Annotated in this window: 25 protein-coding genes; 13 read left to right on the forward strand and 12 right to left on the reverse strand. The window is 61.1% G+C overall.

Going from position 1 to position 24192, the window contains the following annotated elements; genetic code table 11:
• Position 1: 1 nt before the first annotated feature.
• Together glcE and ACXAG8_RS13535 are read right to left on the reverse strand one after the other, a co-directional pair.
• A complete protein-coding gene (glcE, locus tag ACXAG8_RS13530; RefSeq protein ID WP_475226316.1) occupies positions 2 to 1102 on the reverse strand; it encodes a glycolate oxidase subunit GlcE in 1101 nt (366 codons plus the stop codon).
• 55 nt (positions 1103 to 1157) lie between these two features.
• Positions 1158 to 2606: an FAD-linked oxidase C-terminal domain-containing protein gene (locus ACXAG8_RS13535; RefSeq protein ID WP_475226320.1), complete on the reverse strand. Its 1449-nt coding sequence runs from the start codon at positions 2604 to 2606 to the stop codon at positions 1158 to 1160.
• Positions 2607 to 2686: 80 nt separating this feature from the next.
• Here ACXAG8_RS13535 and ACXAG8_RS13540 point away from each other — a divergent pair, with 80 nt between their 5' ends.
• Both ACXAG8_RS13540 and ACXAG8_RS13545 read left to right on the forward strand, forming a co-directional pair.
• Positions 2687 to 3397: a DUF599 domain-containing protein gene (locus ACXAG8_RS13540; protein WP_475226324.1), complete on the forward strand. Its 711-nt coding sequence runs from the start codon at positions 2687 to 2689 to the stop codon at positions 3395 to 3397.
• 35 nt (positions 3398 to 3432) lie between these two features.
• Positions 3433 to 3780, forward strand: a complete 348-nt coding sequence (locus ACXAG8_RS13545) for a hypothetical protein (protein ID WP_475226327.1) — start codon at positions 3433 to 3435, stop codon at positions 3778 to 3780.
• Between the two features lie 2 nt (positions 3781 to 3782).
• Here ACXAG8_RS13545 and ACXAG8_RS13550 read toward each other — a convergent pair whose 3' ends face one another.
• From ACXAG8_RS13550 to ACXAG8_RS13565, 4 genes are all read right to left on the reverse strand, one after another.
• Positions 3783 to 4268 (reverse strand): flavodoxin family protein, encoded by a 486-nt coding sequence (locus ACXAG8_RS13550; protein WP_475226332.1) that lies wholly within the window; start codon positions 4266 to 4268, stop codon positions 3783 to 3785.
• A gap of 12 nt (positions 4269 to 4280) precedes the next feature.
• Positions 4281 to 4751, reverse strand: coding sequence for a 23S rRNA (pseudouridine(1915)-N(3))-methyltransferase RlmH (rlmH, locus tag ACXAG8_RS13555; RefSeq protein ID WP_475226336.1), 471 nt, complete (start codon positions 4749 to 4751; stop codon positions 4281 to 4283).
• Positions 4752 to 4795: 44 nt separating this feature from the next.
• Positions 4796 to 5155 (reverse strand): ribosome silencing factor, encoded by a 360-nt coding sequence (gene rsfS, locus ACXAG8_RS13560; protein ID WP_170327847.1) that lies wholly within the window; start codon positions 5153 to 5155, stop codon positions 4796 to 4798.
• A 164-nt stretch (positions 5156 to 5319) separates the two neighbouring features.
• On the reverse strand, positions 5320 to 6672 hold the full coding sequence (locus tag ACXAG8_RS13565; RefSeq protein ID WP_475226341.1) for a mechanosensitive ion channel family protein: 1353 nt from the start codon (positions 6670 to 6672) through the stop codon (positions 5320 to 5322).
• A gap of 102 nt (positions 6673 to 6774) precedes the next feature.
• On the opposite strand from ACXAG8_RS13565, the gene ACXAG8_RS13570 reads away from it, so the two are divergent.
• From ACXAG8_RS13570 to ACXAG8_RS13595, 6 genes are all read left to right on the forward strand, one after another.
• Positions 6775 to 6882: an isopropylmalate isomerase gene (locus ACXAG8_RS13570; protein ID WP_475226345.1), complete on the forward strand. Its 108-nt coding sequence runs from the start codon at positions 6775 to 6777 to the stop codon at positions 6880 to 6882.
• A gap of 45 nt (positions 6883 to 6927) precedes the next feature.
• Positions 6928 to 8331 (forward strand): 3-isopropylmalate dehydratase large subunit, encoded by a 1404-nt coding sequence (leuC, locus tag ACXAG8_RS13575; RefSeq protein ID WP_475226349.1) that lies wholly within the window; start codon positions 6928 to 6930, stop codon positions 8329 to 8331.
• A 37-nt stretch (positions 8332 to 8368) separates the two neighbouring features.
• Positions 8369 to 8923, forward strand: coding sequence for an HdeD family acid-resistance protein (locus tag ACXAG8_RS13580; RefSeq protein WP_475226353.1), 555 nt, complete (start codon positions 8369 to 8371; stop codon positions 8921 to 8923).
• A 42-nt stretch (positions 8924 to 8965) separates the two neighbouring features.
• On the forward strand, positions 8966 to 9571 hold the full coding sequence (leuD, locus tag ACXAG8_RS13585) for a 3-isopropylmalate dehydratase small subunit (protein WP_475226358.1): 606 nt from the start codon (positions 8966 to 8968) through the stop codon (positions 9569 to 9571).
• Positions 9572 to 9902: 331 nt separating this feature from the next.
• Positions 9903 to 10733 carry a hypothetical protein gene (locus ACXAG8_RS13590; protein ID WP_475226362.1) on the forward strand — a complete coding sequence of 277 codons (831 nt, stop codon included), beginning with the start codon at positions 9903 to 9905 and terminating at the stop codon, positions 10731 to 10733.
• Positions 10730 to 11758, forward strand: a complete 1029-nt coding sequence (locus tag ACXAG8_RS13595; RefSeq protein ID WP_475226365.1) for an endonuclease/exonuclease/phosphatase family protein — start codon at positions 10730 to 10732, stop codon at positions 11756 to 11758. Before ACXAG8_RS13590 ends, ACXAG8_RS13595 begins: the two co-directional genes overlap by 4 nt.
• A gap of 13 nt (positions 11759 to 11771) precedes the next feature.
• Here ACXAG8_RS13595 and ACXAG8_RS13600 read toward each other — a convergent pair whose 3' ends face one another.
• The gene (locus ACXAG8_RS13600) at positions 11772 to 12683 is read right to left on the reverse strand and encodes a Rossmann-fold NAD(P)-binding domain-containing protein (protein ID WP_475226368.1); all 912 of its coding nucleotides are present in this window, start codon (positions 12681 to 12683) and stop codon (positions 11772 to 11774) included.
• Between the two features lie 84 nt (positions 12684 to 12767).
• Between ACXAG8_RS13600 and ACXAG8_RS13605 the strand changes: the two genes are divergently transcribed.
• Positions 12768 to 13670 (forward strand): LysR family transcriptional regulator, encoded by a 903-nt coding sequence (locus ACXAG8_RS13605; protein WP_475226371.1) that lies wholly within the window; start codon positions 12768 to 12770, stop codon positions 13668 to 13670.
• Between the two features lie 147 nt (positions 13671 to 13817).
• Entirely contained in the window at positions 13818 to 14921 is a 1104-nt protein-coding gene (gene leuB, locus ACXAG8_RS13610) for a 3-isopropylmalate dehydrogenase (protein ID WP_475226376.1), read from the forward strand.
• Between the two features lie 47 nt (positions 14922 to 14968).
• On the opposite strand, the gene ACXAG8_RS13615 is transcribed toward leuB, so the two are convergent.
• A complete protein-coding gene (locus ACXAG8_RS13615; protein ID WP_475226381.1) occupies positions 14969 to 17176 on the reverse strand; it encodes a transglycosylase domain-containing protein in 2208 nt (735 codons plus the stop codon).
• Positions 17177 to 17435: 259 nt separating this feature from the next.
• Between ACXAG8_RS13615 and ACXAG8_RS13620 the strand changes: the two genes are divergently transcribed.
• Together ACXAG8_RS13620 and ACXAG8_RS13625 are read left to right on the forward strand one after the other, a co-directional pair.
• Positions 17436 to 17774, forward strand: coding sequence for a P-II family nitrogen regulator (locus tag ACXAG8_RS13620; protein ID WP_475226385.1), 339 nt, complete (start codon positions 17436 to 17438; stop codon positions 17772 to 17774).
• Between the two features lie 34 nt (positions 17775 to 17808).
• Complete coding sequence (locus ACXAG8_RS13625) at positions 17809 to 19137, forward strand: ammonium transporter (protein ID WP_475226388.1); 1329 nt, start codon at positions 17809 to 17811, stop codon at positions 19135 to 19137.
• Between the two features lie 114 nt (positions 19138 to 19251).
• Here the strand turns inward: ACXAG8_RS13625 and ACXAG8_RS13630 are convergent, their stop codons facing one another.
• From ACXAG8_RS13630 to ACXAG8_RS13645, 4 genes are all read right to left on the reverse strand, one after another.
• On the reverse strand, positions 19252 to 20436 hold the full coding sequence (locus ACXAG8_RS13630; protein ID WP_475226394.1) for an amino acid aminotransferase: 1185 nt from the start codon (positions 20434 to 20436) through the stop codon (positions 19252 to 19254).
• Positions 20436 to 21290 carry a 3-mercaptopyruvate sulfurtransferase gene (gene sseA, locus ACXAG8_RS13635; RefSeq protein WP_475226400.1) on the reverse strand — a complete coding sequence of 285 codons (855 nt, stop codon included), beginning with the start codon at positions 21288 to 21290 and terminating at the stop codon, positions 20436 to 20438. The genes ACXAG8_RS13630 and sseA overlap by 1 nt, the downstream gene beginning before the upstream one ends.
• A gap of 93 nt (positions 21291 to 21383) precedes the next feature.
• Positions 21384 to 21656: a CBU_0592 family membrane protein gene (locus ACXAG8_RS13640; RefSeq protein ID WP_475226406.1), complete on the reverse strand. Its 273-nt coding sequence runs from the start codon at positions 21654 to 21656 to the stop codon at positions 21384 to 21386.
• Positions 21653 to 22243, reverse strand: coding sequence for a helix-turn-helix domain-containing protein (locus tag ACXAG8_RS13645; protein WP_475226409.1), 591 nt, complete (start codon positions 22241 to 22243; stop codon positions 21653 to 21655). Before ACXAG8_RS13645 ends, ACXAG8_RS13640 begins: the two co-directional genes overlap by 4 nt.
• Positions 22244 to 22354: 111 nt before the next feature.
• Between ACXAG8_RS13645 and ilvD the strand changes: the two genes are divergently transcribed.
• Positions 22355 to 24187 carry a dihydroxy-acid dehydratase gene (gene ilvD / locus ACXAG8_RS13650; RefSeq protein ID WP_475226412.1) on the forward strand — a complete coding sequence of 611 codons (1833 nt, stop codon included), beginning with the start codon at positions 22355 to 22357 and terminating at the stop codon, positions 24185 to 24187.
• The last annotated feature ends 5 nt before the right edge of the window (positions 24188 to 24192 follow it).

Here is a 24192-nt window from a genome sequence, read left to right on the forward strand (position 1 = left end):
CCTATCCCATCAAACCCGGGTTAAACACGCCGCGCGGGTCAAACTTGTGGCGCAGGCTGCGTGTCAGGGCGGCAAGGGCTGGCGGTTCGGGCTGGAACCGGCCCAGCGCCCGTTCTGTCTGGGCGTCAGCGCGTATGATCGTCGCATGCCCTTCAAAGGCACCAAGGCGGTCGCGCAGGTCGGTTCCCGGCGCAACCAGCGCCCAGATCAGCCCGCCGCCCCAGTCGAAAATCAACTTTTCGGCCTGAATGCGCCCGGCTATCCGGGGCGCATCGCCGGGCTTTACGGATATCTTCCAGACATCGCCCTGCGCCTGGTCAAAACCGCGCAGGTCGCGCAGCGCCTGCCAAAGTTCCGCCGGGCTTTCGGCGTCGGATACAAGGCCGAACGGGTCCAGGGCCTGCTGCAACTGCGCGCGGCGGTAGGTTACGGATTGCGCAAAGCCTTCGATCCGCAGATACGCCTGACCGGCCTGCGGGTCATAGGCCGCACCGGACACTTCGAACGGCGATTTCAACGCGGCCGACAACGCCTGTACGGCGGTCTCGGCATTGGGAACCTGAACCGACAGAGTCGCCGTTGCCTCGGGCTTGGGCAGAACCTTCAGCGACACTTCGGACAGGACACCCAACGTGCCCCAGGACCCGGCCATCAGTTTGACCAGGTCATATCCGGTGACGTTTTTCATCACCCGGCCACCGTTCCTGATGACCTGGCCTTGCCCGTCGACATAGCGCACACCCAGCAGGAAATCACGGCACGCGCCCGCCTGCACGCGGCGTGGCCCAGAAATGTTTGCCGCGACAACGCCGCCAATCGTCGGCGTGCCGTCAGTGCCCAATACGTGACGGTGATCCATCGGCTCAAAGGCCAGCTGCTGGCCTTCGGCCTCAAGCGCCGCTTCGATGTCGGCCACCGGTGTTCCGGCCTTGGCAACCAGCGTAAGCGCGCCCGGCTCATAAAGTGTGATCCCCCGCAAATGCGACAGGGTCAGCGTCGCGTCGGGGCCGGGCACGCCACGCGTGCCGCCTCCGGCGACGCGCACCGGGCCTTCCAGTCCGCGAACGATTTCGGCCAGTTCAGCCTCGGATTCAGGTTTCATTCTGCGTCACTTCCAACAAAGGGGGTCTCAGGTATACGGGCAACCGGCCTGGGCGCTATTGCGCGGCAACAGGCAGCGCGCGCCGGGATTCGGTCAGTTCAAGCGGAAAGACCTTGGCCGGGTTCAGCAACCATTTCGGGTCGAACACATCCTTGATGGCCATTTGCGCCTGCAAATCGCCCTGACTGTATTGGTGCAACATCAAATCCCGCTTTTCTATGCCCACGCCGTGTTCGCCCGTCAGGCATCCGCCAGCATCGACGCACAGCTTCAGGATCTCGGCGCCAAAAGCCTCGCATTTTTCAAGATCGCCCGGTTTGTTGGCATCGAACAGGATCAACGGATGCATGTTTCCGTCGCCCGCGTGAAAGACATTTCCCACGGACAGACCGCATTCGCGGCTCAATTCACCGATACGGCGCAAAACCTGCGGCAGCGCCGAAACGGGGATCGTGCCGTCAAGGCACATATAGTCGTTGATCTGCCCCATCGCCCCAAAGGCAGATTTGCGCCCCAGCCAGATCCGCGCGCTTTCATCGGCCGATTGGCTTTCGCGCAGTTCAACCGGGTTGTGACGTCTGGCAATCTCGACGATTTTTGCCAATTGGCTGTCGATCTCGGCGTCCGAGCCTTCTACCTCGACGATCAGCAGCGCCTCGCAATCGGGATAGCCGGCCTTTGCAAAGTTTTCACAGGCCTCGATACACAACCGGTCCATGAATTCGATCGCCACGGGCAGGATGCCCGACTTGATGATGTCCGACACGCATTGGCCTGCGACATCGTTGTCGTCGAACCCCATCAGAACCGGGCGCGCGCCTTCGGGTTTGCGCAGAATGCGCAAGGTGGCTTCGGTCACGACGCCCAACTGCCCTTCCGAGCCGCAGATCACGCCCAGCAGGTCCAACCCGCCCGCATCCATGTAAGCGCCGCCAATGTCGACGACAGTGCCATCCATCATCACCATGGTGACACCCAAAAGGTTGTTGGTGGTCACCCCGTATTTCAGGCAATGCGCCCCGCCGGAATTCATCGCGATATTGCCTGCAATCGCACAGGCCAACTGCGACGAGGGGTCGGGGGCGTAAAAGAAATCCTCTTCCTCGACCGCACCGGTCACGCTGAGGTTGGTGCGTCCTGTCTGCACTTTGATAAAGCGGTTGTCGTAATCAACCTCAAGCACATCGTTCATCCGGGCAACGCCCAGGATGACGCAATCCGCCGTCGGCAAGGCCCCACCGGCCAGGGATGTCCCGGCGCCGCGTGGCACCACCGGCACGCCTTCCTCGTGGCAGATGCGCAGGACATCCGCGACCTGTTGGGTCGTCGACGGAAGCACGGCAAGCATCGGCGGACACTTATAGGCCGTCAGCGCGTCGCATTCATAGGCACGCGTTTCCGACGGCTCGTGTATCACCGCATCTTGCGGCAGGACATGCTGCAGGCGTGCAAGCACCGCGCGCTTGCGCGACAGGATATCGGGATTTGGCTGAGGCATTTGCATGGCTGACCCTCCGTTTGGTAAAATAATATTACCAATTTTAGGTTCTGGCAAGTTGCTCGTGCCGGACGTACTGTCGCGCCATGTCCCTGATCGACCGAATATTGCTGTTTTCCCCGCTCGACCTTGTCGCCACTGCGTTCCTGATCGGCGCCTGGCTGTGGATTGGATGGCGGATCGACAACCCGCCCGCGTCGAAGCCGTCTGTTGCCATGATCATGGATGATTACCGCCGCGGGTGGATGCAAGAGATGGTGACCCGCCAGCCACGGATGTTTGACGCCCAGGTCGTGGGAACGATGCGGCAGGGCAGTACGTTCTTCGCCTCGACCACAATGATCGCAATCGGGGGCGGGCTGGCCTTGCTTGGCAATACCGAGCGCCTGGCCGGGGTCGCCAAGGACCTGGCCATCGGCAGTGCCCCCGCCCTGGTCTGGGAAATCAAGATCCTGATCATACTGCTGTTTTTGTCCAACGCCTTTCTGAAATATGTCTGGGCACACCGCCTGTTCGGATATTGCGCCGTCATGATGGCGGCGGTGCCGAATGAACCGGAAGATCCACATGCCTATCCCCGGGCCGCGCAGGCGGCCGAGATCTGCGTCACCGCCGCACGCAGTTTCAACCGGGGCCTGCGGGCGACCTATATCGCGTTGGCCTCGGTCGCCTGGATTCTGGGGCCCATCGCGCTGCTGATAAGCACCGCCGTCACGGTCGGCGTCCTGTACCGGCGCGAATTTGCCTCGCAATCCCGCTCGATCCTTTTGGACAAACCACAGGACACGCAGACGTGATCGCATGGGGTTTGGCCAGACCGTATTTTCGGACCATGCGATACCTGATTCTCAGCGCCCTATTGGCCACGCCCGCCCTTGCCGACCCGCCTTTGATCGAGAATGTCTCGGCCTCGCGCAATGGTGACACGTGGCGATTCGACGTCACTATTCGTCACCCCGACACCGGCTGGGACCACTATGCCGACGTGTGGCGGGTTCTGGATATGGATGGCAATGAACTGGGGATGCGCGTGCTGCACCACCCGCATGAAACCGAGCAGCCCTTTACCAGGTCACTTGGCGGCGTCGTCCTTCCGGACGGAGCGACCCAGGTTCAGGTGCAGGCAAGATGCAGCGTCGACGGGTGGAACACCGAAACCACCCTGGTTCCGCTCGATTAGGGTCAGAACACGCCCAGGTTCAAACCCGCAGACATCGCCGCCCCAATGTCGCGGCAAAGCTGCAACTGGTCTTGCGGGATGGTTTTCTCTGCCAGGATCGCCTTGGGGGTTTGTGCATGCGTGCAGATGATCAGCGGCGGCTGAACATCTTTCAACCGCCAGCCGGTTGCAATCCGCGCCACCTGCCGCGCGGCGTTTTGCCCGTCCGATCCGGCGCATACCATCTGGGCATAGGGCCGTCCTTCGATCCGGCCCAGAACCGGGTAATAGCTGCGGTCGAAAAAATCCTTCATCACGCCTGAAATGGCGGCCAGGTTTTCGGGCGCACAAAAGATATACCCATCCGCCGCCAGCAGATCCTGCGGCCCGGCCTGATCCGCGGGCTTCAAAACGATGCGCGCCTCGCCCTGCCCGGCCTCGGCCGCGGCTTCGGCCATTTGGCGCGAGCCACCGGTGCGCGAATGGTACACGATCAAAAGCTGCGCCATGTCAGACCCGTTTCAGACCCGGTGATAGGGGCCACCCGACAGGATGGTTGCGGCCCGGTAAAGTTGCTCGGCCAGCATCACACGGACCAGCATATGAGGCCAGACCATAGCGCCGAACGAGATGAAAAAATCGGCCTCGGCCCGCAGATCAGGGTCTATGCCGTCCGCCCCGCCGATGATCAGCGCCAGATCCTGACGGCCTGCATCACGCCATCCGCCCAGCTTGTTGGCAAAATCGGGCGAGGACATGACCCGCCCCCGTTCATCCAGCGCACAGATCACCGCACCCTTGGGCAGCGCCTTGCGCAGCAGCGCGGCCTCGGCGCCCATGCCGGCATTTTTCTTGTCTTCGACCTCGATCACCTTTGCCGGACCCAAGCCCAGCGCGCGGCCGGTCCGGTCGAAACGGGTCAGGTAATCGTCAAGCAGGGTCTTCTCCGGTCCGGCGCGCAATCGCCCGACCGCAACGATGCTGATACGCATGTCTCTCTCGCCTCCGGCCCCTTAATGCGGGCCGGGATGGCGCCTCAGTTCGCCGAGGCGCTGCCGCCCTGGGGCAGCCACATCTTTTCCAGCTGGTAGAATTCGCGCACTTCGGGGCGGAAGATATGGACGATCACGTCGCCCGTATCGATCAGCACCCAATCGCCGGCATCCTTGCCTTCGACCTTTGAGGTGAAACCGAATTCCTGCTTGATGCGATCCGTCAGCTTTTCCGCCATGGCCGCCACCTGACGGGTCGACCGGCCCGAGGCAATCACCATGTGATCCGCAACCGACGACTTGCCTTGCAGGTTGATCTGCACGACGTCTTCGGCCTTGTCATCGGAAAGTGAGGAAAGGATACGCTCAAGCAGCTTGTCGCTGATTGACTGAGAGTGGGCCATTACACTGGCCCCATCTTCGGCAGGCAAACCCGCCTGGGTATGTAGAGACAGGACATAGTCCTCCTTTGCTGCGCGCCGCAAAACCCCGGCGCGGGGGTATTATTAAGGTAGCAAGAGGAATGCAACATTTCAATGAATGGCGGTTTGGCGGCCAGTAGGGCGGTTCATTCTTTGATGATCTGTTGCGTGCCTGCGTCGCCGGACAGCACCCGAACCTCGCGCTGCGGGAAGGGAATGGAAATGCCCGCGTCCTTGAAGGCATCCCACAGCGCAAGATAGACATTGCCCCGGATATTGGTCAGCCCCTTGGTCGGATCGCTGATCCAGAAGCGCAGAACATAGTCCACGCTGCTGTCGCCAAAGCCGGTGATATGGCAGACCGGCTCGTGCGAGCCGCCGCTCAGCACCCGCGTCACGGCCTTTACCGCCCCGATTGCCGTCGCGCGCACCTTGTGCGGGTCGTCGTCATAGCTGGTGCCGAAATCCAGATCCAGCCGCACAAACCGGTCCGAATGCGACCAGTTGACGACCTGATTTGTAATCAGATCCTCGTTCGGGATCAGGTATTCCCGCCCGTCCCGTGTCACCACCGAGACATAGCGCGCGCCCAGCGCGTTGATCCACCCGAACGTATCCCCCAACGAGATCACGTCGCCCGGTTTGATCGACCGGTCCATCAGGATGATGATCCCCGAGATCAGGTTCGACACCACTTTTTGCAGCCCGAACCCGATCCCCACGCCGATGGCACCCGACAACAGCGCAATACCGGTCAGGTCAAAGCCCAGCGTGCGGATTGCGGCCAGAAAGACCGCACCATACAGCAGCACCTGTATACCCTTGGCCAGCAGGACCTGCATCGACGGGGATATGTCATTGTTGCTTGTCAAACCGCGCTCGGCCGCGCGGGTGCCGATACGGGCCAGCGTCAGCAGGATGCCGATTAGCAGCACCGCCTTGAGGATACCCAGCGCCGAGATGTGCAGATCACCAAACGAAAGCGCGACGCCATCCAGAAACCCGGCGACATCATCGGTCAGATTCAGCGCAACCAGCGTTGCATAGACCCACATCGCCCATTTGAAGATCCGCCGCAGCGTCCGGTTGCGCACCAGCCGCGCCACCAGCGCAATGGCCAGCCACGCGGCGGACAGCGTGGCAATCACTCCGATGACATAGCTGCGCGATGGCCAGGTGATATGCTGCATCAGCAGGTAAACGACCCAGGACATCAGCACGAAATAGACCAGCGTCAGGCGCTGCATCAGTTGCACAAGCGTGCGCAGCCGCCATTTCGGCCACCCCGTGCGCGCCCGCGCCCAGGCATCCCACCGGCTCTGCGTCAGCAGCTTCAGCACATAGGCCAGCGCCCACAGGGCCAGGATGATGATTATCTGATATTGCCGCCAGCCCGGCGTCGCGATCAGATCGACAAGGTTTTCAAGCTGGGCGGAAAACGCCGCGACCATGTTATCGTAAAGATCGGACACAGAGCTGGGGATCAGGTCTTGGTTCATACATGTCTCCTGCTGGCCAGCTTGGACAGCGTTGTCCAAGGATGCAAGCCCGTCACCGGATTGAACCTTGATTGACATGCGGGGCCGATATATCTGAGGCGCATGAGACTCAATGTGGCCCAAGAACAGAATCTGGAAGATCGCGCGCGTCTGCGCGAGCGGTTCTATGGGGCTGCCCGCACGGTTCTGGCCTGCCTATCGGCGGCCTAAGCCATTTCGCCAGCCATTTCTCATCTAAATACCGGGAGAGGACCGATGTCCCCCAAGACACTCTATGACAAGATCTGGGATGCCCATGTCGCGCACGAAGCCGATGATGGCACTTGTTTGCTGTATATTGACCGCCACCTGGTTCACGAAGTGACCAGCCCGCAAGCCTTCGAAGGCCTGCGCATGGCAGGTCGCCAGGTACGCGCGCCGGAAAAGACCATCGCCGTGCCGGACCATAACGTACCCACAACACCCGACCGCGTGAACGGGATCGAAAACCCCGAATCGCGCATTCAGGTCGAGGCGCTGGACAAAAACGCCAAGGATTTCGGCATTCACTACTACCCGGTGCATGACGTGCGTCAAGGTATCGTCCACATTGTCGGCCCCGAACAGGGCTGGACCCTGCCCGGCATGACCGTTGTCTGCGGCGACAGCCACACCGCAACCCACGGCGCGTTTGGCGCGCTGGCCCACGGTATCGGTACGTCCGAGGTCGAGCACGTTCTGGCCACCCAGACGCTGATCCAGAAGAAATCCAAGAACATGAAGGTCGAGATCACCGGCAAATTGCAGCCGGGCGTGACCGCCAAGGACATCACCCTGGCCGTGATCGGTGAAACCGGCACCGCTGGCGGCACCGGATATGTCATCGAATATTGCGGCGAAGCGATCCGTGACCTGTCGATGGAAGGTCGCATGACCGTCTGCAACATGGCCATCGAAGGCGGCGCGCGTGCAGGCCTGATCGCGCCGGACGAGACCACCTTTGAATATGTCAAAGGTCGCCCGCATGCGCCCAAAGGGGCCCAGTGGGAGGCCGCGATGGACTGGTGGAAAACCTTGTTCACCGATGAAGGCGCGCATTTCGACAAAGTCATCACCCTGCGCGGCGAAGACATCGCACCGGTCGTCACCTGGGGCACCAGCCCCGAGGACGTGCTGCCGATCACCGCGACCGTTCCCCAGCCCGAAGATTTCGAAGGCGGCAAGGTCGAAGCGGCCCGTCGTTCGATCGAATACATGGGTCTGGAAGCCGGTCAGAAACTCAGCGATGTGGAAATCGACACCGTTTTCATCGGCTCGTGCACCAATGGCCGCATCGAAGACCTGCGCGCCGCGGCCGAAATCCTGAAAGGCAAAAAGATCAAGGACGGTCTGCGCGCCATGGTCGTGCCGGGCTCGGGCCTTGTACGTGCGCAAGCCGAAGAGGAAGGTCTGGCTGAAATCTTCAAAGAGGCCGGTTTTGAATGGCGCCTGGCGGGATGTTCAATGTGTCTGGCTATGAACCCGGACCAATTGCAACCCGGCGAACGCTGTGCAGCGACCTCAAACCGCAACTTCGAAGGCCGTCAGGGTCGGGGCGGACGCACCCACCTGCTGAGCCCCGCAATGGCTGCCGCAGCGGCAATCACGGGACGGCTGACAGATGTACGCGAATTGATGTAAGCTGCCCTCATAAATCAACTTTTGAGGGAATGAACAGATGAGTGATTGGGTCAAATGGCTCTTGCTGGGGCTTTTGTCTATCGTGTTCGGCATATTTGTGCTGGGCGCACCTGTTGTGGCTTCGATTGCCGTAACGGTGGTGACCGGCGTGTTGCTGCTGATCTCGGGCGCGCTGCAGGTGGTTGGCGGGTTCACCGTCGAAGGCACCGGCAACAAAATTCTGTCACTCATCATGGGTGCGGTCATGCTGTTTCTGGGCTGGTCCTTCCTGGATCACCCGCTGCAGGGCACGCTGACGCTGGCCACCGTGATGCTGATCCTGTTCATGGCGGGCGGGATCGCGCGGGTGATCCTGTCGTTCCAGATGAAAGGCACGCAGTTCTTCTGGCCAACGCTGATCTCGGGCATCTTGTCCATCGTTCTGGCGGGCGTCATCTGGACCTATGCTGCCGAAGAACCCGCAGTTCTGCTGCAGCTTCTGGGCATCCTGCTGGGCATCGAGATGCTGTTCAACGGGTTCGGCCTGGTCTTCATGGCCCTCTTTCTCAAGAACGTACCCAAAGACGACACAACGGAAACGAACGAAGCTTAAACGCGGGGCATGGGCGCGGCCCTCTCCCGCAGGAGTGTGAACATGGAAAAGTTTGAAAAAGTCCACGGGGTGGCCGCCCCGATGCCGCTGATCAATATCGACACCGATATGATCATTCCCAAAGTGCATCTGAAAACCATCAAACGGTCCGGCCTTGGCGTCGTGCTGTTTGACGAGATGCGCTATCATGACCACGGCGGCGAGAACGAAGAGTTCGTGCTGAACAAACCCGCCTATCGCAACACCGAGATTCTGGTCGCAGGTGACAATTTTGGCTGCGGCTCGTCGCGGGAACACGCGCCCTGGGCGATCAAGGATTTCGGCATCAAGGTTGTGATCTCGACCAGCTTTGCCGACATCTTCTTCAACAACTGCTTCAAGAACGGCATCCTGCCGATCGTGGTCGAGGAAGAGCATCACGCGATTCTGATGGATGACGCGCATAAGGGCGAAAACGCCCGCATGACCGTGCATCTGGAGGATCAGACAATCACCACGTCCGACGGTGTCGAGATCACCTTCGACATCGATCCCCACCGCAAGCATTGCCTGCTGAACGGATTGGACGATATCGGCCTGACGATGGAAAAAGACCACCACATCGACAAATTCGAGGATCACGCCAGCCAGGCCCGCCCCTGGGTTTGATTCTGGGGATGATTCTGGGGATACTCAACCTGACGGGGTCGCTTTGGCGGCCCCGTTCGCATTCTTGGGGTCAAATTCCCGGCAACCACAACATGTAGAAGGTACTTCTTCACACACGTCGAATTTGCGACAGCAATGATGCAAAGCCGCACCAGTTTCGCCATCATTTCGCCTGAAATCCCGTGTTTTCTGCGCCGTGGCTTGAGCTGTTTGCCGATGATCGCCAGTCTGGCGCTAATGAGGCAACCGTCGAATTGAAACAACAGGCGGGCACAAGTTGGAAATAGGTCGGCAAAGAATCGGCTAGTCCAGTTTGGAAAGGGTTCGGAAAGTGATTGCACGCACTTCAGGGGCGGCGATACGCGGTTTATTGGTGGCACTTCTGGTGCTTACACCTGCGCTATATCTGCCTGCTTCAACATCGAATGGCACCGAGATTGTCGTGTTTCTCGCGATCCTCGCGTTTATCCTGACCTTTGCCGAATACAACTCGGCCTTTCCCAGTTTTATCGAATTCCGTGACGCCCCGCCGGTCAACCGGCTGCGGTTCGTCGGGCTGATGTCCATGGTCAGCTTCCTGACGCTGATCTGCAAGAACGCCTATACCCCCTCAGAATTGACCGGTGCGGTCTATTCGATTGGCCTGGCGGTCGCCAATGTGGCCGATTTCCCCTATTCGCCGGTGCGGCTTGTCGTCCTGATGCTGCCAGCCGATGCAAGCCAGCCCCTTGTGGAACTGGTGCGGATCACCGCCAGCATCGCCTATGTCGCCGCGCTGGTCACCATTGCCAGCTTTGCCTATGCGGTAAAGATGCGCGGCTGGCCAACCGGCAACGGCGCGTTCAACGTTTGGACCAACCTGCCGCTGTTTGACCCCACCAAAGGCGGCGACGTGGTTGCGCGCCTGCAACGTGACGGGCGCCTGAACATCTCGGTGGGTATTTTGCTGCCCTTCCTGATCCCGGCGCTGATCAAGGTGCTGAGTGATTTCATCAGCCCCATTTCGCTGAGCAATCCGCAGACCCTGATCTGGACGCTCAGCGCATGGGCGTTTCTGCCCGCCAGCATGATCATGCGTGGCATGGCCACGCTGCGGATTGCCGGGCTGATCGTTGAAAAACGCCGGGCGTATTCCACTTCCGAGGCCACCCAAACCGCATGATCCGCCTGCTGGTTCTGTTGCTGTTGCCTTGTGTGGCACAGGCAGACCCGCTGCGCATCGCCAGTTTCAACACCGAACTCAGCCGCAAGGGCCCCGGCCAGTTGCTGCGCGACATCAGGCGCGGTGACGATCAGGTGGACGCCGTTGTTGACGTTTTGCTGGCCACCGATCCCGATGTCGTATCTTTGCAAGGGCTGGATTGGGACCATGACGGTCTGGCCCTGACAGCCCTGCAGCAACGGTTGCGCGAAAAAGGCGCGGACTTTCCCCACAGCTTTGCCGCACGGCCAAATTCCGGGATGGAAACCGACCTGGATCTGGACGGCGACGGCAGAACCCACGGCCCCGCAGACGCGCAGGGCTGGGGCCGTTTCACCGGGCAGGGCGGCGTGGCCGTATTGTCCCGCTACCCGATCGACACCGAAGGCGTTGCCGATTTCTCGGCCCTGTTGTGGCGCGACTTGCCCGGGGCCACTTTGCCGACCGTCGATGGCGCGGCTTTTCCGTCGGAACAGGCCCGTTCGGTTCAAAGACTGTCCAACACGGTCCATTGGGTGATCCCGGTCGACGCGCCGGGCGGGCGGGTCACTGTCATGACCTTCCATGCCAGCCCACCCGTTTTTGACGGGCCCGAAGACCGGAACGGGTTGCGGAACCGCGACGAAATCCGGTTTTGGCCGCTGTTTCTTGACGGCGCGTTTGGCCCCGCGCCAACGGCGCGTTTTGTGATTGCCGGGGATGCCAATCTGGACCCGATCAACGGTGAGGGGCACAAGCAGGCCATCCACGGCCTGTTGACGGACCCACGCCTGCAAGATGCCGAACCCCGCGATTCAACGGGGTCAACGGCAACGGTTCGCTGGAAAGGCGTCGGAGATATGCGGGTCGACTACCTGTTGCCCTCGGCGGATTGGCAGATCGAAGCCTCCGGTGTCTATTGGACTGATGCGGCTGGCATCCCCCATGACGCCGCGATGCTTGCCAGCCGGCACCGGTTGATCTGGGTTGATCTGACCGCCCGCTAAGGGGCAGCAAAGATCACGCCGCCCGAGCCGACGACTGAACGCCCCGATTGGCCCGCGACCCACCCGGCAGTTCAGCCGTGGCTGCCATTAGCGCCTGATGCAGCGGGGTCAGGTCGAACCCCGGCAGACATTCGTTGAAAAACGCGCCATCAAGGCTGTGCGGCGTGTCCCACAGGTATCGCATTTCCACCAGGTGCGGTGCCAAACGCCAGACCGGTCGGCTCAGCGCAACCGGCCACCATTGCATTTGCCTGACCCGCAGCGACCTGCCGATGACACTGCCGGTACAATGCGCCAGTTCAGTGCCGGTGACGGTATAGCCGGGAAACGGGATATCTGCATACCGGGGCAGGTCGAACCTCATCTCGGCCAGCGCAACCGCGGCCCGTGCCACATCGGGCAGAAAAGCCCAGGAATGCGCAATACTAGGATTGCCCGGATAGACGAACCGGTCGCGGCCGATCTGTTTGGCCAGCACCATGTCGAACCAGTTGCCCGAGGCACAGGTGTCGATGAAATCCCCCGACCGCAGGACGATCGTGCGAACGGCTGACCTGCGATAGGCCTCTTCCATGTCTATCCGTATCCGGCCAAGTGGATTTTGGGCTATATGGGGTGTCGCCCCCGACCACGGGCCGGGCGTGTCCTGGCCGAAAACATAAAGATTGCCCGGCACGATCACGGTGGCCCCACAATCGGCGGCGGCGTCGATGACCTGCTGATGCAGCCCCTGAACCGTCGTGGCCCAGTCGTAATATTGCGGGTTCCAACCGTTCACGATCACATCCACGCCCTGACAGGCCGTGCCAAGGTCGTCGTGCCGCCGGTCGAACCTGCGCACCGCCCAGCCAGCAGACCCAAAGGCGGCGGCGGCATGTCGGCCAAACCGCCCGGATGCGCCAAGTACAAGAACCGTCTGTTGCATGATGCTCTCCTGTTTGGTCCGAAGTTATCCATTCAAAAACAAAATGGAATTGCCGGAAAACGCAGATCATGTATTCATTTGCGTATGGATAAATCACTTGCCCTTTCCGACTGGTCACTGATCCAAAGCTTTTTGGCCGTGGCCGAAACAGGCTCGTTGTCTGCCGCTGCCCGCGAATTGGGACGCAGCCAGCCGACGCTTGGCCGTCAGATTCAGTCTCTTGAACAGGTTCTGGATGTTTCGTTGTTCGAACGACATGCGCGCGGGCTCAGGCTGAGCCCGATCGGCGAACGGCTGATACCGATGGCCCGGCAGATGCACGCCGCCATGAACGACCTGAACCTGACAGCCGCCGGGCAGGCGCAGCAGCTTGAAGGGTCGGTGCGGATCACCGCGTCCGTTTTCATGGCGCATCACATCCTGCCACCCATCATTGCCCAGATTCGTCAGGCCGAACCAGCCATCCAGTTGGATATCGTCGCGACCGACGCCGCCGAGAACCTGTTGTTCCGCGAGGCCGATATTGCCATCCGCATGTTCCGGTCGCAGCAGGCCGATATCGTGACCCGGTTCATCGGTGACGTGCCGCTGTGTTTCTGCGCGGCCCGGTCCTATCTGGACAGGGCCGGACGTCCGACGTCGCCCGAAGACCTGTTCTCGCACGATCTGGTGGGGTTCGACGCCAACCCGCAGATCATCGCCGCCATGCGAGAAAAAGGGTGGCCCGCAAGCCGCAAGGATTTCGCCACCCGCTGCGATCTGCAAAGCGTCTATTGGGAACTGGTCCGCGCCGGCTGCGGGATCGGTTTCAGCCAGGTTCAGGTGGCCCTGGCCGATCCGTTGGTCGAGCTGTTATCGTTTGATGTCGACATCCCGGTTCTGCCTGTCTGGCTGGCCGCGCCCCAGGCGATGCGGCAAACGCCCCGCATCCGCCGGGTCTGGGACCTGTTGGCCGAGGGGCTTAAACCAAGCCTAAAACCCGTCTGACCGGCACCTCGGGTTCAATTCGCCGGTTCACATCGGTGGATTTCCCGGCTGGAATGCCCATTCCGATGGATTTGGCGGGAAGGTCTCATTGACCCTTTGCGGTACAGGCGCTAGGGCCTGTGCTGTCAAATCGCAAGGAGATCCTTCATGTCCAACCCCTCGCTCCTCATCCTGCCCGGAGACGGAATTGGCCCGGAAGTCATGGCCGAAGTGCGCCGCGTAATCGACTGGTTCGGTGCAAACCGTGGCCTGGAATTCGACGTGAGCGAGGATCTGGTCGGCGGTGCCGCCTATGACGCCCATGGCAAGCCCCTGTCGGACGAAACCATGGCCAAAGCGCAAGAGGTCGACGCGGTTCTGCTGGGCGCCGTTGGCGGCCCGAAATACGACGATCTGGATTTCAGCGTAAAGCCCGAGCGCGGCCTGCTGCGCCTGCGCAAGGAAATGGACCTGTATTCGAACCTGCGCCCGGCCCAGTGCTTTGACGCCCTGGCCGATTTCTCGTCGCTGAAAAAGGACATCGTGGCCGGTCTGGATATCATGATCGTGCGCGAGCTGACCTCGGGCGTCTATTTCGGCGAGCCGCGCGGCATTTTTGAGGAAGGCAATGAACGCGTGGGCATCAACACCCAGCGTTATACCGAATCCGAGATTGAACGCGCCGCGCGCTCGGCCTTTGAGCTGGCGATGCGCCGGAACAAAAAGCTGTGTTCGATGGAAAAAGCCAACGTCATGGAATCGGGCATCCTGTGGCGTGACGTCGTCAACGAGGTCGCCAAGGATTACCCCGAGGTCGAAGTGACCCACATGTATGCCGACAATGGCGCGATGCAGCTGGTGCGTGCGCCCAAGCAATTCGACGTGATCGTCACCGACAACCTGTTTGGCGATATCCTGTCGGATTGTGCGGCGATGCTGACCGGCAGCCTTGGCATGCTGCCCTCGGCGTCCTTGGGTGCGCCGATGGCCAATGGCCGCCCCAAGGCGATGTATGAACCGGTCCACGGCTCGGCCCCCGACATTGCGGGACAGGGCAAGGCCAACCCCATTGCCTGTATCCTCAGCTTTGCCATGGCGCTGCGCTACAGCTTTGACCAGGGTGACGAGGCATCGCGCCTGGAAACCGCCATCGAAAAAGTGCTGGCCGATGGTGTGCGCACCGCGGACCTGCTGGCCGAAGAGGGCGTCGCGCCCGTTTCGACCACGGAAATGGGCGATGCGATCATCGCCGCGCTGGACACCAGCCTCTGACCCCGATACGGGCGGCGCAGCACGCGCCGCCCAACCGCACCAGGGCGTCAGTTTCCGCCAAAGATATCCTTTAGCAAATTATCCACCGCCTGCGCGAAACCGCCGCCGCCTTGCCGACGACGACGCGTGTTATTGGGCTGTGCGGTACGCACCGGCGGTTCGGGGGCCAGCATAGGCAGCGGCGAGGGCGTCATGCCATCGGTCACGCGCAGCATGGTCTCTTTCCAGATTTCCGCCGGAAGACCGCCGCCAGTCACGCCTGACAAGGGCGTGTTGTCGTCATACCCCATCCAGACACCCGCCACATAGTCGGCGGTGAACCCGATGAACCAGGCATCCCGCGCCGCCTGGGTCGTTCCGGTTTTGCCCGCGACCTGCCAACCGGGCAGCTTGGCCCGTTGGCCGGTCCCTTCGGAAACCACGCGCTCCATCATCCAGGTCAATTGCCGCGCGGCGTCTTCCCGGATCACGCGCTCGCCAATCCCGGTTGTCGTCACCATGACCGGAGTGTCGTCGCCCAGCAGCTTCAGCTCGGTCAGACCGTAAGGTTCAACCGACGACCCCCCGTTCAGAATGCCCGCATAGGCGCCGGTCATTTCAATCAGCGTGCTTTCGGACGCGCCCAGCGCCAGGGCCGGACCCTGCGCCAGGTCACTTTCGATACCGAATTCGCTGGTGACCGTGCGGACATTGTCCAGACCCGAAATCTCGGCGACTTTGACGGCGGGGATGTTCAACGAGTTTTTCAGGGCATCCGCCAGCGTGACGCGCCCATAGAACTTGTTGGTATAGTTCTTGGGGCACCACTGGCCCGATCCGGGAATATCGACGCAATAGGGTTCATCCATGACGGTATCCAGCGGCGAATACCCCAACTCAAGCGCGGTGGCATAGACAAAGGGCTTGAACGACGATCCGGTCTGGCGCAACGCCTGCGTCGCGCGGTTGAACGCACCCGAGACCCGTGTCTTGCGCCCGCCGACCATGGCCCGCACCGCCCCATCCGCCGACATCACGACAATCGCCGCCTGCGCCTTTGATCCTTCGCGAACCTTCTCCTGGAAGATATATTTCAGCGCCTCTTCCGCGGATTTCTGCAGCCGCTGATCCAGCGTCGTGCGGATGACAACGTCCTCGGTCGTGTTGCGCGTAAAGAACTCGGGCCCGCTGGCCATGACCCAGTCAGCAAAATATCCGCCCGCCCGCGCCGCCGCAGCTTCGGACAATTGCGCCGGGTTGTTGCGTGCCGTGGCGGCCTGTTCCGTGGTCAAATAGCCCTGATCCTCCATCAACCCGACCACCAGCCTGGCCCGATCCTGCGAACGCTGCAGGTTGTTGGTCGGGGCATAGCGGGTCGGCGCCACCAGAAGCCCGGCCAGCATCGCTGCTTCGGCCGGGTTCACCTCGGCGGCGGATTTACCGAAATAGCGCTGGCTTGCGGCTTCGAACCCGCGCGCACCGGCCCCCAGGAATGCACGGTTCAAATAGACGGTCAGAACCTCGTCCTTTGAATACTTGACCTCCATCGCGATGGCATAGATCGCTTCCTTGGCCTTGCGCCACAGCGAACCCTGCCGGCAGTCGGCCTCATAGGCTGCCTCCGATTCCCATTCACCGGGGACATAGGGCACGCCAAGGCACAGCAGCTTTGCCGTCTGTTGCGTGATCGTGGACCCGCCATGGCCCGAAAGCGGCCCGCGGCCCTCGCTCAGGTTGATCCGAACCGCACTTGCAACACCGCGCGGGCTGACCCCGAAATGCCGATAGAAACGCTTGTCCTCGGTTGCGACCACCGCGTTCTTGAGGTGCGGCGACACGGTATCGGCGGTAATCACCCCGCCAAACTGGTCGCCGCGCCAGGCAAAGACCTTGCCATCGCGGTCCAACAGGGTAACCGATCCGCGCGCGCGACCGTCCAGCAGCGCGTCAAGATCGGGGAGCGACGTGTAAACGACACCCACCGCCAACGCGATCAAAAGCCCGGCAATGGCACCGACGCGCCAGGTCAGCCCCCAGACAAGGCGCGTGATCCAGCGCAAAAGGCGGCGAAAGATCCCGCCCTTGCCCCGGCCACCGCCGCCACCCGATCTTTTACGGGTGGTCTTGCGCCCGGTCTTGCGGGTGCTGGTCTTGCGCGCCACGGATTTCTTGCCCGCAGGCTTTGTCGAACGCTTGGGCGACGCCTTTTTACGGGCGCCCGAAGGATACCGTTTATCCGCGACAAGTGGCGGCTTGCGACGCTTGGACTCAGTCATGCTCAAATTCTGCCCGCTTGTTCTTTTGCCGCACAATACCTCGGTCGCACGACTATGTAGAGGTGTGAAATTCGCCGATTTCCCCTTCGCAATTTGCCCAATTAATAATCAAAACACATCGTTTGTGCAAAAAATGTGCAACTTTGCGATGTTTTCCGCGCCGCTTTGCCGCCGAATCCGTTCCTTAAAGGGCTTGGTCACGTTCTTTTTCTGCAGATGCAAATGGACCGGTATGGCCGGAGTAGTAGAGGGGACAAACGTGAAACTGATCATTGCGACAATCAAGCCGTTCAAGCTGGAGGAGGTGCGCGAAGCACTGACCGAAGCTGGCGTGCGCGGCATGATGGTGACCGAAATCAAGGGCTTCGGCTCGCAATCGGGTCACACAGAAATCTATCGTGGGGCCGAATACGCCGTGAACTTCGTACCCAAGATCAAACTGGAAATCGTGGTACCTGCCGCGATGGCCGACCAGATCGTCGAAACCATCACCAACACCGCCAAGACCGGCAAGATCGGTGACGGCAAGATTTTCGTCCTCGATGTCGAGCAGGCCATGCGCGTGCGGACCGGGGAAACGAACGAGGAAGCGCTGTAAGCGCCCTCAACCCACAATCATTCGAGGACTGACAATGAACCTGATGAAATCTCTCATCCCTGCCGCCGCGATTGTCGCGCTGCCGCAGATGGGTCTTGCGCAAGAGGCCGCCGCAACCGGCGAGACCGCGCAACACACGCAATATATCCTGACATCGCTGCTGTTCCTGGTTGGCGGTTTCCTGGTGTTCTGGATGGCCGCGGGCTTTGCCATGCTCGAAGCCGGCCTGGTGCGTTCCAAGAACGTCGCCATGCAGCTGGTCAAGAACATGGGCCTGTTTTCGTTCGCCGCCATCATGTACTGGCTGGTCGGCTTCAACCTGATGTATCCCGGCGATGCCTGGATCATCCCCGGCATCTTCGGTGCAATCGCGCCCACCTCGCTTGAGCCGGTAGGCCTGGCAGACACCGAAACCGCGCTGGATTATGCGTCGGTCGGTTCGGACTTTTTCTTTCAGCTGATGTTCTGCGCTACCACCGCGTCGATCGTTTCGGGCACCGTGGCCGAGCGCATCAAGCTGTGGCCGTTCTTCATCTTCGTGATCGTCCTGACCGGCATCATCTACCCGATCGAGGCGTCCTGGCAGTGGGGCGGCGGCTGGTTGTCCGAAATGGGCTTCAGCGACTTCGCAGGCTCGACCCTGGTGCACGCCGCAGGTGGTTTCGCAGCGCTGGCCGGTGCCATCGTGCTGGGCCCGCGTATCGGCAAATACAACAAGGACGGCAAGGTTGTTCCGATCCCGGGTTCGAACCTGGCGCTGGCAACCCTGGGTACATTCATCCTGTGGCTGGGTTGGTTCGGCTTCAACGGCGGTTCGCAACTGGCAATGGGCACCATCGGTGACATGGCCGACATCAGCCGTATCTTCGCCAATACCAACATGGCCGCTGCTGCCGGTGCTGTTGCCGCGCTGATCCTGACACAGGTTCTGTACGGCAAGGTTGACCTGACCATGGTTCTGAACGGCGCTCTGGCCGGCCTGGTTTCGATCACCGCCGAACCGCTGGCCCCGTCGCTGTTCCAGGCGCTGATCATCGGTGCAATCGGTGGCGTGATCGTGGTCTTCACCGTTCCGATGCTGGACAAGATGAAGATCGACGACGTTGTCGGTGCCATCCCGGTTCACCTGATCGCGGGTTTCTGGGGGACATTCATCGTCGCATGGACCAACGGTGATGCGAACTTTGTGACCCAGATCATCGGCTTTGCTGCCATCGGCATCTTTGTCTTCGTGGTCAGCTTCATCCTCTTCTCGATCCTCAAGGCAACTGTTGGCCTGCGGGTTGGCGAAGAAGAAGAGATCAACGGCCTGGACATGGGCGAGCTGGGTATGGAAGCCTACCCTGAATTCTCGAAGGGCTAAGACCAGAGAAAAACACTTTACGGCCGGGCGTTCGCGCCCGGCCTTTTCTTTGGGTGATGCAAAGAAAAAGGCCGCGCAAATCTGCGCGGCCCTTCTTTTGTCCGGTGGTCTGGGTCAGACGCCGACGTCGATGATCGCCTTTGCCAGGATCGGCACCGAGCTGGCATTCAGCCCGGCAATGTTCAGGCGGCTGTCGCCAACCATGTAGATCCCGTGATCAACGCGCAGCTTTTCGACCAGTTCCGGTGCCGCGCCCAAACGCGAGAACATGCCACGGTGCTGCGCGATAAAGCCGAACCGGTCAGAGCCGCTGAGGCGCTGCAATTCGTCCGCCAACTGTTGGCGCAGGCCTAGCATCGACAGGCGGACCTCTTCCAATTCGGCCTGCCATTCGGCGCGCAGGGCGTCATCAGTCAGGATCGTGGTCACAACGCGCGCGCCATGATCCGGCGGGAACGAATAGTTCTGCCGGTTCAGGAATGCCAGCGTATCCTGGTTCAGCCCCGTCTGCCCGGCATCGGCGCTGATGGCCATCAACAGGCCGGTGCGTTCACGGTAGACGCCGAAATTCTTGGAACAGGACGCCGCGATCAGGCAATGCTTGACCGAGGACGCAACAAGCCGAGTGGCCTGCGCGTCTTCTTCCAGGCCGTCGCCAAACCCCTGGTAGGCAATGTCGATCATCGCAACCAGGCCGCGCGCGTTGATCACGTTCACAACCTCTTGCCACTGCACCATGTTCAGGTTGGCCCCTGTCGGGTTGTGGCAACAGCCATGCAGCAACACGACATCGCCCGCATTGGCGGAATTCAGATCCTCGATCATACCGTCGAAATCGACGCCGCGTGTCTCGCCATCGAAGTAACGATAGGGGACGGTCTCGATCCCAAGATAGTTCAGGATCGACAGGTGGTTGGGCCAGGTCGGGTTCGAAACAAAGACCCGGGCCGTCGGATTGGCCATGCGGATCAGCTCGAACGCCTGGCGGCAGGCCCCGGTGCCACCCGGTGTGGCCACGGCCGCGATATTGGCGCGCGGTACTGCGTCGCCGAGGATCAGGCCGATCATCGCATCAGCATAGGCCGGGTCACCTGCCAGACCGGTATAGGCTTTGGTTTCCTGCTCTTCCCAGATCCGCTGTTCAGCGGCCTTGACCGCGCGCATCACGGGCGTCACGCCCTCGGCATTCTTGTAGACGCCGACACCCAGGTCGATCTTTTGATCACGCGGGTCTTCGCGGTACATCTGCATCAGCGCCAGGATCTTGTCGGCGGGCTGCGGTTTGAGGTTGTGGAACATCAGGTCTCTCCGGTTGCGACGGGCAGGGTCGGGAAGGCACCCCATTCCGCCCAGGAGCCGTCATAAAGCGAATGGTCTTTCTTGCCGATGCGTTCAAGCGCAAGGCTCAGGATCGCGGCCGTTACACCGGACCCGCAGGTCGTGATCGCGGGTTTGGACAGGTTTACGCCCGCGGCCTCGAACACGGCGCGGCAATCCTTGGGCGACTTCATCGTGCCGTCCTTGTTCAGCAGATCCCCAAAGGGCACGTTGCGCGCCCCCGGAATGTGACCCGACCGCAATCCTTCGCGCGGTTCCGGCTCGGCCCCGGCAAAGCGGCTGGCCGAACGGGCGTCGATAATCTCGTGATCGGCCAGTTTGGCCGCCGCAGACACTTGCGTGACGTCGCGCACCAGGTGGTTCTGCACCCGGACCATCATGTGCCGGTCCCGAATGACCGGCGGCAGGTCCTCGACCTCGTGCCCTTCGGCCTGCCATTTGGGCATACCGCCATCCAGAACCGCGATATTTTCCTGACCCATCAGCCGGAACAGCCACCAGACACGCGCCGCAGACATCAGCCCGGCGCCGTCATAGACGACGATCTGATGCCCGTCCCCGACGCCCAGCGCACGCATGCGCGACATGAACTTTTCGACCGGAGGGGCCATGTGCGGAAGATCCGAGCGTTGGTCGGAAATATCGTCGATATCGAAGAAACGCGCCCCCGGTATATGGCCCGCGTCATATTCAGCCCGCGCATCGCGCCCCTGCTGCGGCAGATACCACGAACCGTCCAGAATCCGCAGGTCCGGATTCTTGAGATGTGCGGCCAGCCATTCGGTGGAAACGAGTGTTTTCGGATCGTCCTGCATCAAAGCCTCTCCTGAGCACGCTTGCCGTTTCCCTATACGCGGCAGGTACGGGGTTCAAGACTGGATAAGGTCTACAGACCTTCAAAACAGGGCCTATTCCGCCTTTCGGGACCTCAGGAATTGCGCAATTCCGATCATGCTGATGACGATCCAGAAACACTCGATCAACATCGACGCCAGGTTGAAATTCTGCAAAAGCGAGAAAACGATCAGCACCGACCCCACAAGGTTAAGCACCGGAAAGGCCAAATCCGCCGAGTTCATCATTCGCATCTGGGTCGCAAAATACGCCGCGACAACGATCAGGGCCCCGAATGATCCAACCGCGTCCGCGATTGTCAGGCCGTCCAAGACTGCGTCCATCATTGACGTGGCCCCATGGCTGGCGCACCTGCGGCCAGATCGCGGCCATTGGTCGGAACATAATGGTGCATGTTCAAAAAGGTAGCCCCGACATCACCCGCGCGATAGCCATGAGGCAGGTCGGCGGCAAACCGCAACCCTTGCCCGGATTGCAAGGGCACCCAATCGCCGCCGCGCAGCACCTCAAGCGTGCCATTCAACACGAACACTTCCTCGGTCACCCCTGCCGCGTGGGCTGCGGAATCGTAACGCTGGTTTGGCGACAGGTCGACGTGAAAGGTCTCCGCGCCCAGCGCCGGATCATAGGGAAAGACGATCTTGACCGCGATACTCCCGGGAAAGGTTACGGTCCGGAACAGGTCGCCGTCGTTGGTATCGCGCAGGGCATCCGTGCCGATCAGGGCGCTCAGCGGCAGCTGGAACCCCTTGGCGATTTTCCACAGCGTCGAAATGGTCGGGCTCGACTCGCCACGCTCGATCTGGCCCAGCATGGCCTTGCTCACGCCGGTCAGCTCGGCCGCTTTTGACAGGCTCAACCCCGATGCGGCGCGGACGTCCCTCAGTTTCAGCGTTATGTCATCGGTGTCCATGCAAGCCTCGGCAACGTGTTTTCCCTTGTGCGTTATAACGCACATGTGTTACGTGCGCTATAACGCACGCACCCCGGTCATTGCAACCCGGGGCAAAAGGGAAACAGCATCATGCCAATGTACCGATCCAGAACTTCCACCCATGGCCGCAACATGGCCGGAGCCCGCGGCCTGTGGCGCGCCACCGGTATGGGCGACGACGATTTCGGCAAGCCGATCATTGCCATCGTCAACTCGTTCACGCAATTCGTGCCGGGCCATGTGCACCTGAAGGATCTGGGCCAGATGGTCGCACGCGAGGTCGAGAAGGCGGGCGGTGTCGCCAAGGAATTCAACACCATCGCCGTGGATGACGGCATCGCCATGGGCCATGACGGAATGCTGTATTCGCTGCCCTCGCGCGAGGTGATCGCGGATTCGGTCGAATATATGGTCAACGCCCATTGCGCCGATGCGATGGTCTGCATCTCGAACTGTGACAAGATCACGCCGGGCATGCTGATGGCCGCCATGCGCCTGAACATTCCCGTGATCTTTGTCTCGGGTGGCCCGATGGAGGCCGGAAAGATCGACATCGCCGATCTGGATGCCAAGAAGATCGACCTTGTTGATGCGATGGTTGCAGCCGCCGATGACAAGCTGACCGATGAACAGGTTCAGCATATCGAGGAAAACGCCTGTCCCACATGCGGGTCATGTTCGGGCATGTTCACGGCAAACTCGATGAACTGCCTGGCCGAAGCGTTGGGCCTGGCCCTGCCCGGCAACGGATCGACGCTCGCCACCCACGCGGACCGCAAAGAGCTGTTCCTGGAGGCCGGCCGCCGCATTGTCGAGATTACCAAGCGGCACTATGACCTGGACGAGAAAGGCTTTCTCCCGCGCGAGATCGCGACCTTTGACGCGTTCGAGAACGCCATGAGCCTGGATATCGCCATGGGCGGGTCGACCAATACGGTTCTGCACCTGCTGGCCATCGCCAACGAAGGCGGCGTCGATTTCACCATGACCGACATGGACCGCCTCAGCCGCCGCGTGCCCTGCCTGTGCAAGGTCGCCCCCAATACCGAGAACGTCCATATGGAGGACGTCCACCGCGCCGGTGGGATTTTCTCGATCCTTGGCGAGTTGAGCCGCGCGGGCCTTCTGCACGAGGATTGCAGCACCGTCCATTCGGCAACGATGGGTGAGGCAATTGCAAACTGGGACATCAAGATCGCCAACAATCCCAAGGCGCAGGAACTGTTCAAGGCAGCCCCCGGCGGTGTGCGCACGACGCAGGCCTTCAGCCAGTCGAACCGGTACAAAGAGCTGGATGCCGACCGCAAGGGCGGCGTGATCCGGTCCAAGGAACACGCGTTTTCTCAGGACGGTGGTCTGGCTGTTCTGTTCGGCAACATCGCGCGTGACGGCTGTATCGTGAAAACCGCCGGTGTGGATGCAAACATCCTTCAATTCACCGGCTCGGCCTATGTCTGCGAAAGCCAGGACCAGGCGGTCAGTGACATCCTGACCGGCAAGGTCAAAGAGGGCGATGTGGTCGTCATCCGCTATGAAGGTCCGCGCGGCGGGCCGGGCATGCAGGAAATGCTGTATCCGACCTCGTATCTGAAATCCAAAGGTCTGGGCAAAGCCTGTGCGTTGCTGACCGATGGTCGATTCTCGGGCGGCACGTCGGGCCTGTCGATCGGCCATGTCTCACCCGAGGCGGCCGAAGGCGGTGAGATTGGTCTGGTGCGTCCGGGCGACCGGATAGAGATCGACATCCCCAACCGCTCGATCCACCTGGCGGTGTCGGATGAGGAACTGGCCCAGCGTCGCGCAGAGCAAGACGAAAAAGGCTGGGTTCCCGCAGCACCGCGCAAACGCAAGGTCTCAACCGCGCTCAAGGCCTATGCCAAGCTGACCACCAGCGCAGCCAAAGGCGCGGTGCGCCAGGTTTGAGTTAG

Source organism: Ruegeria sp. ABD4_443 (assembly GCF_056160865.1).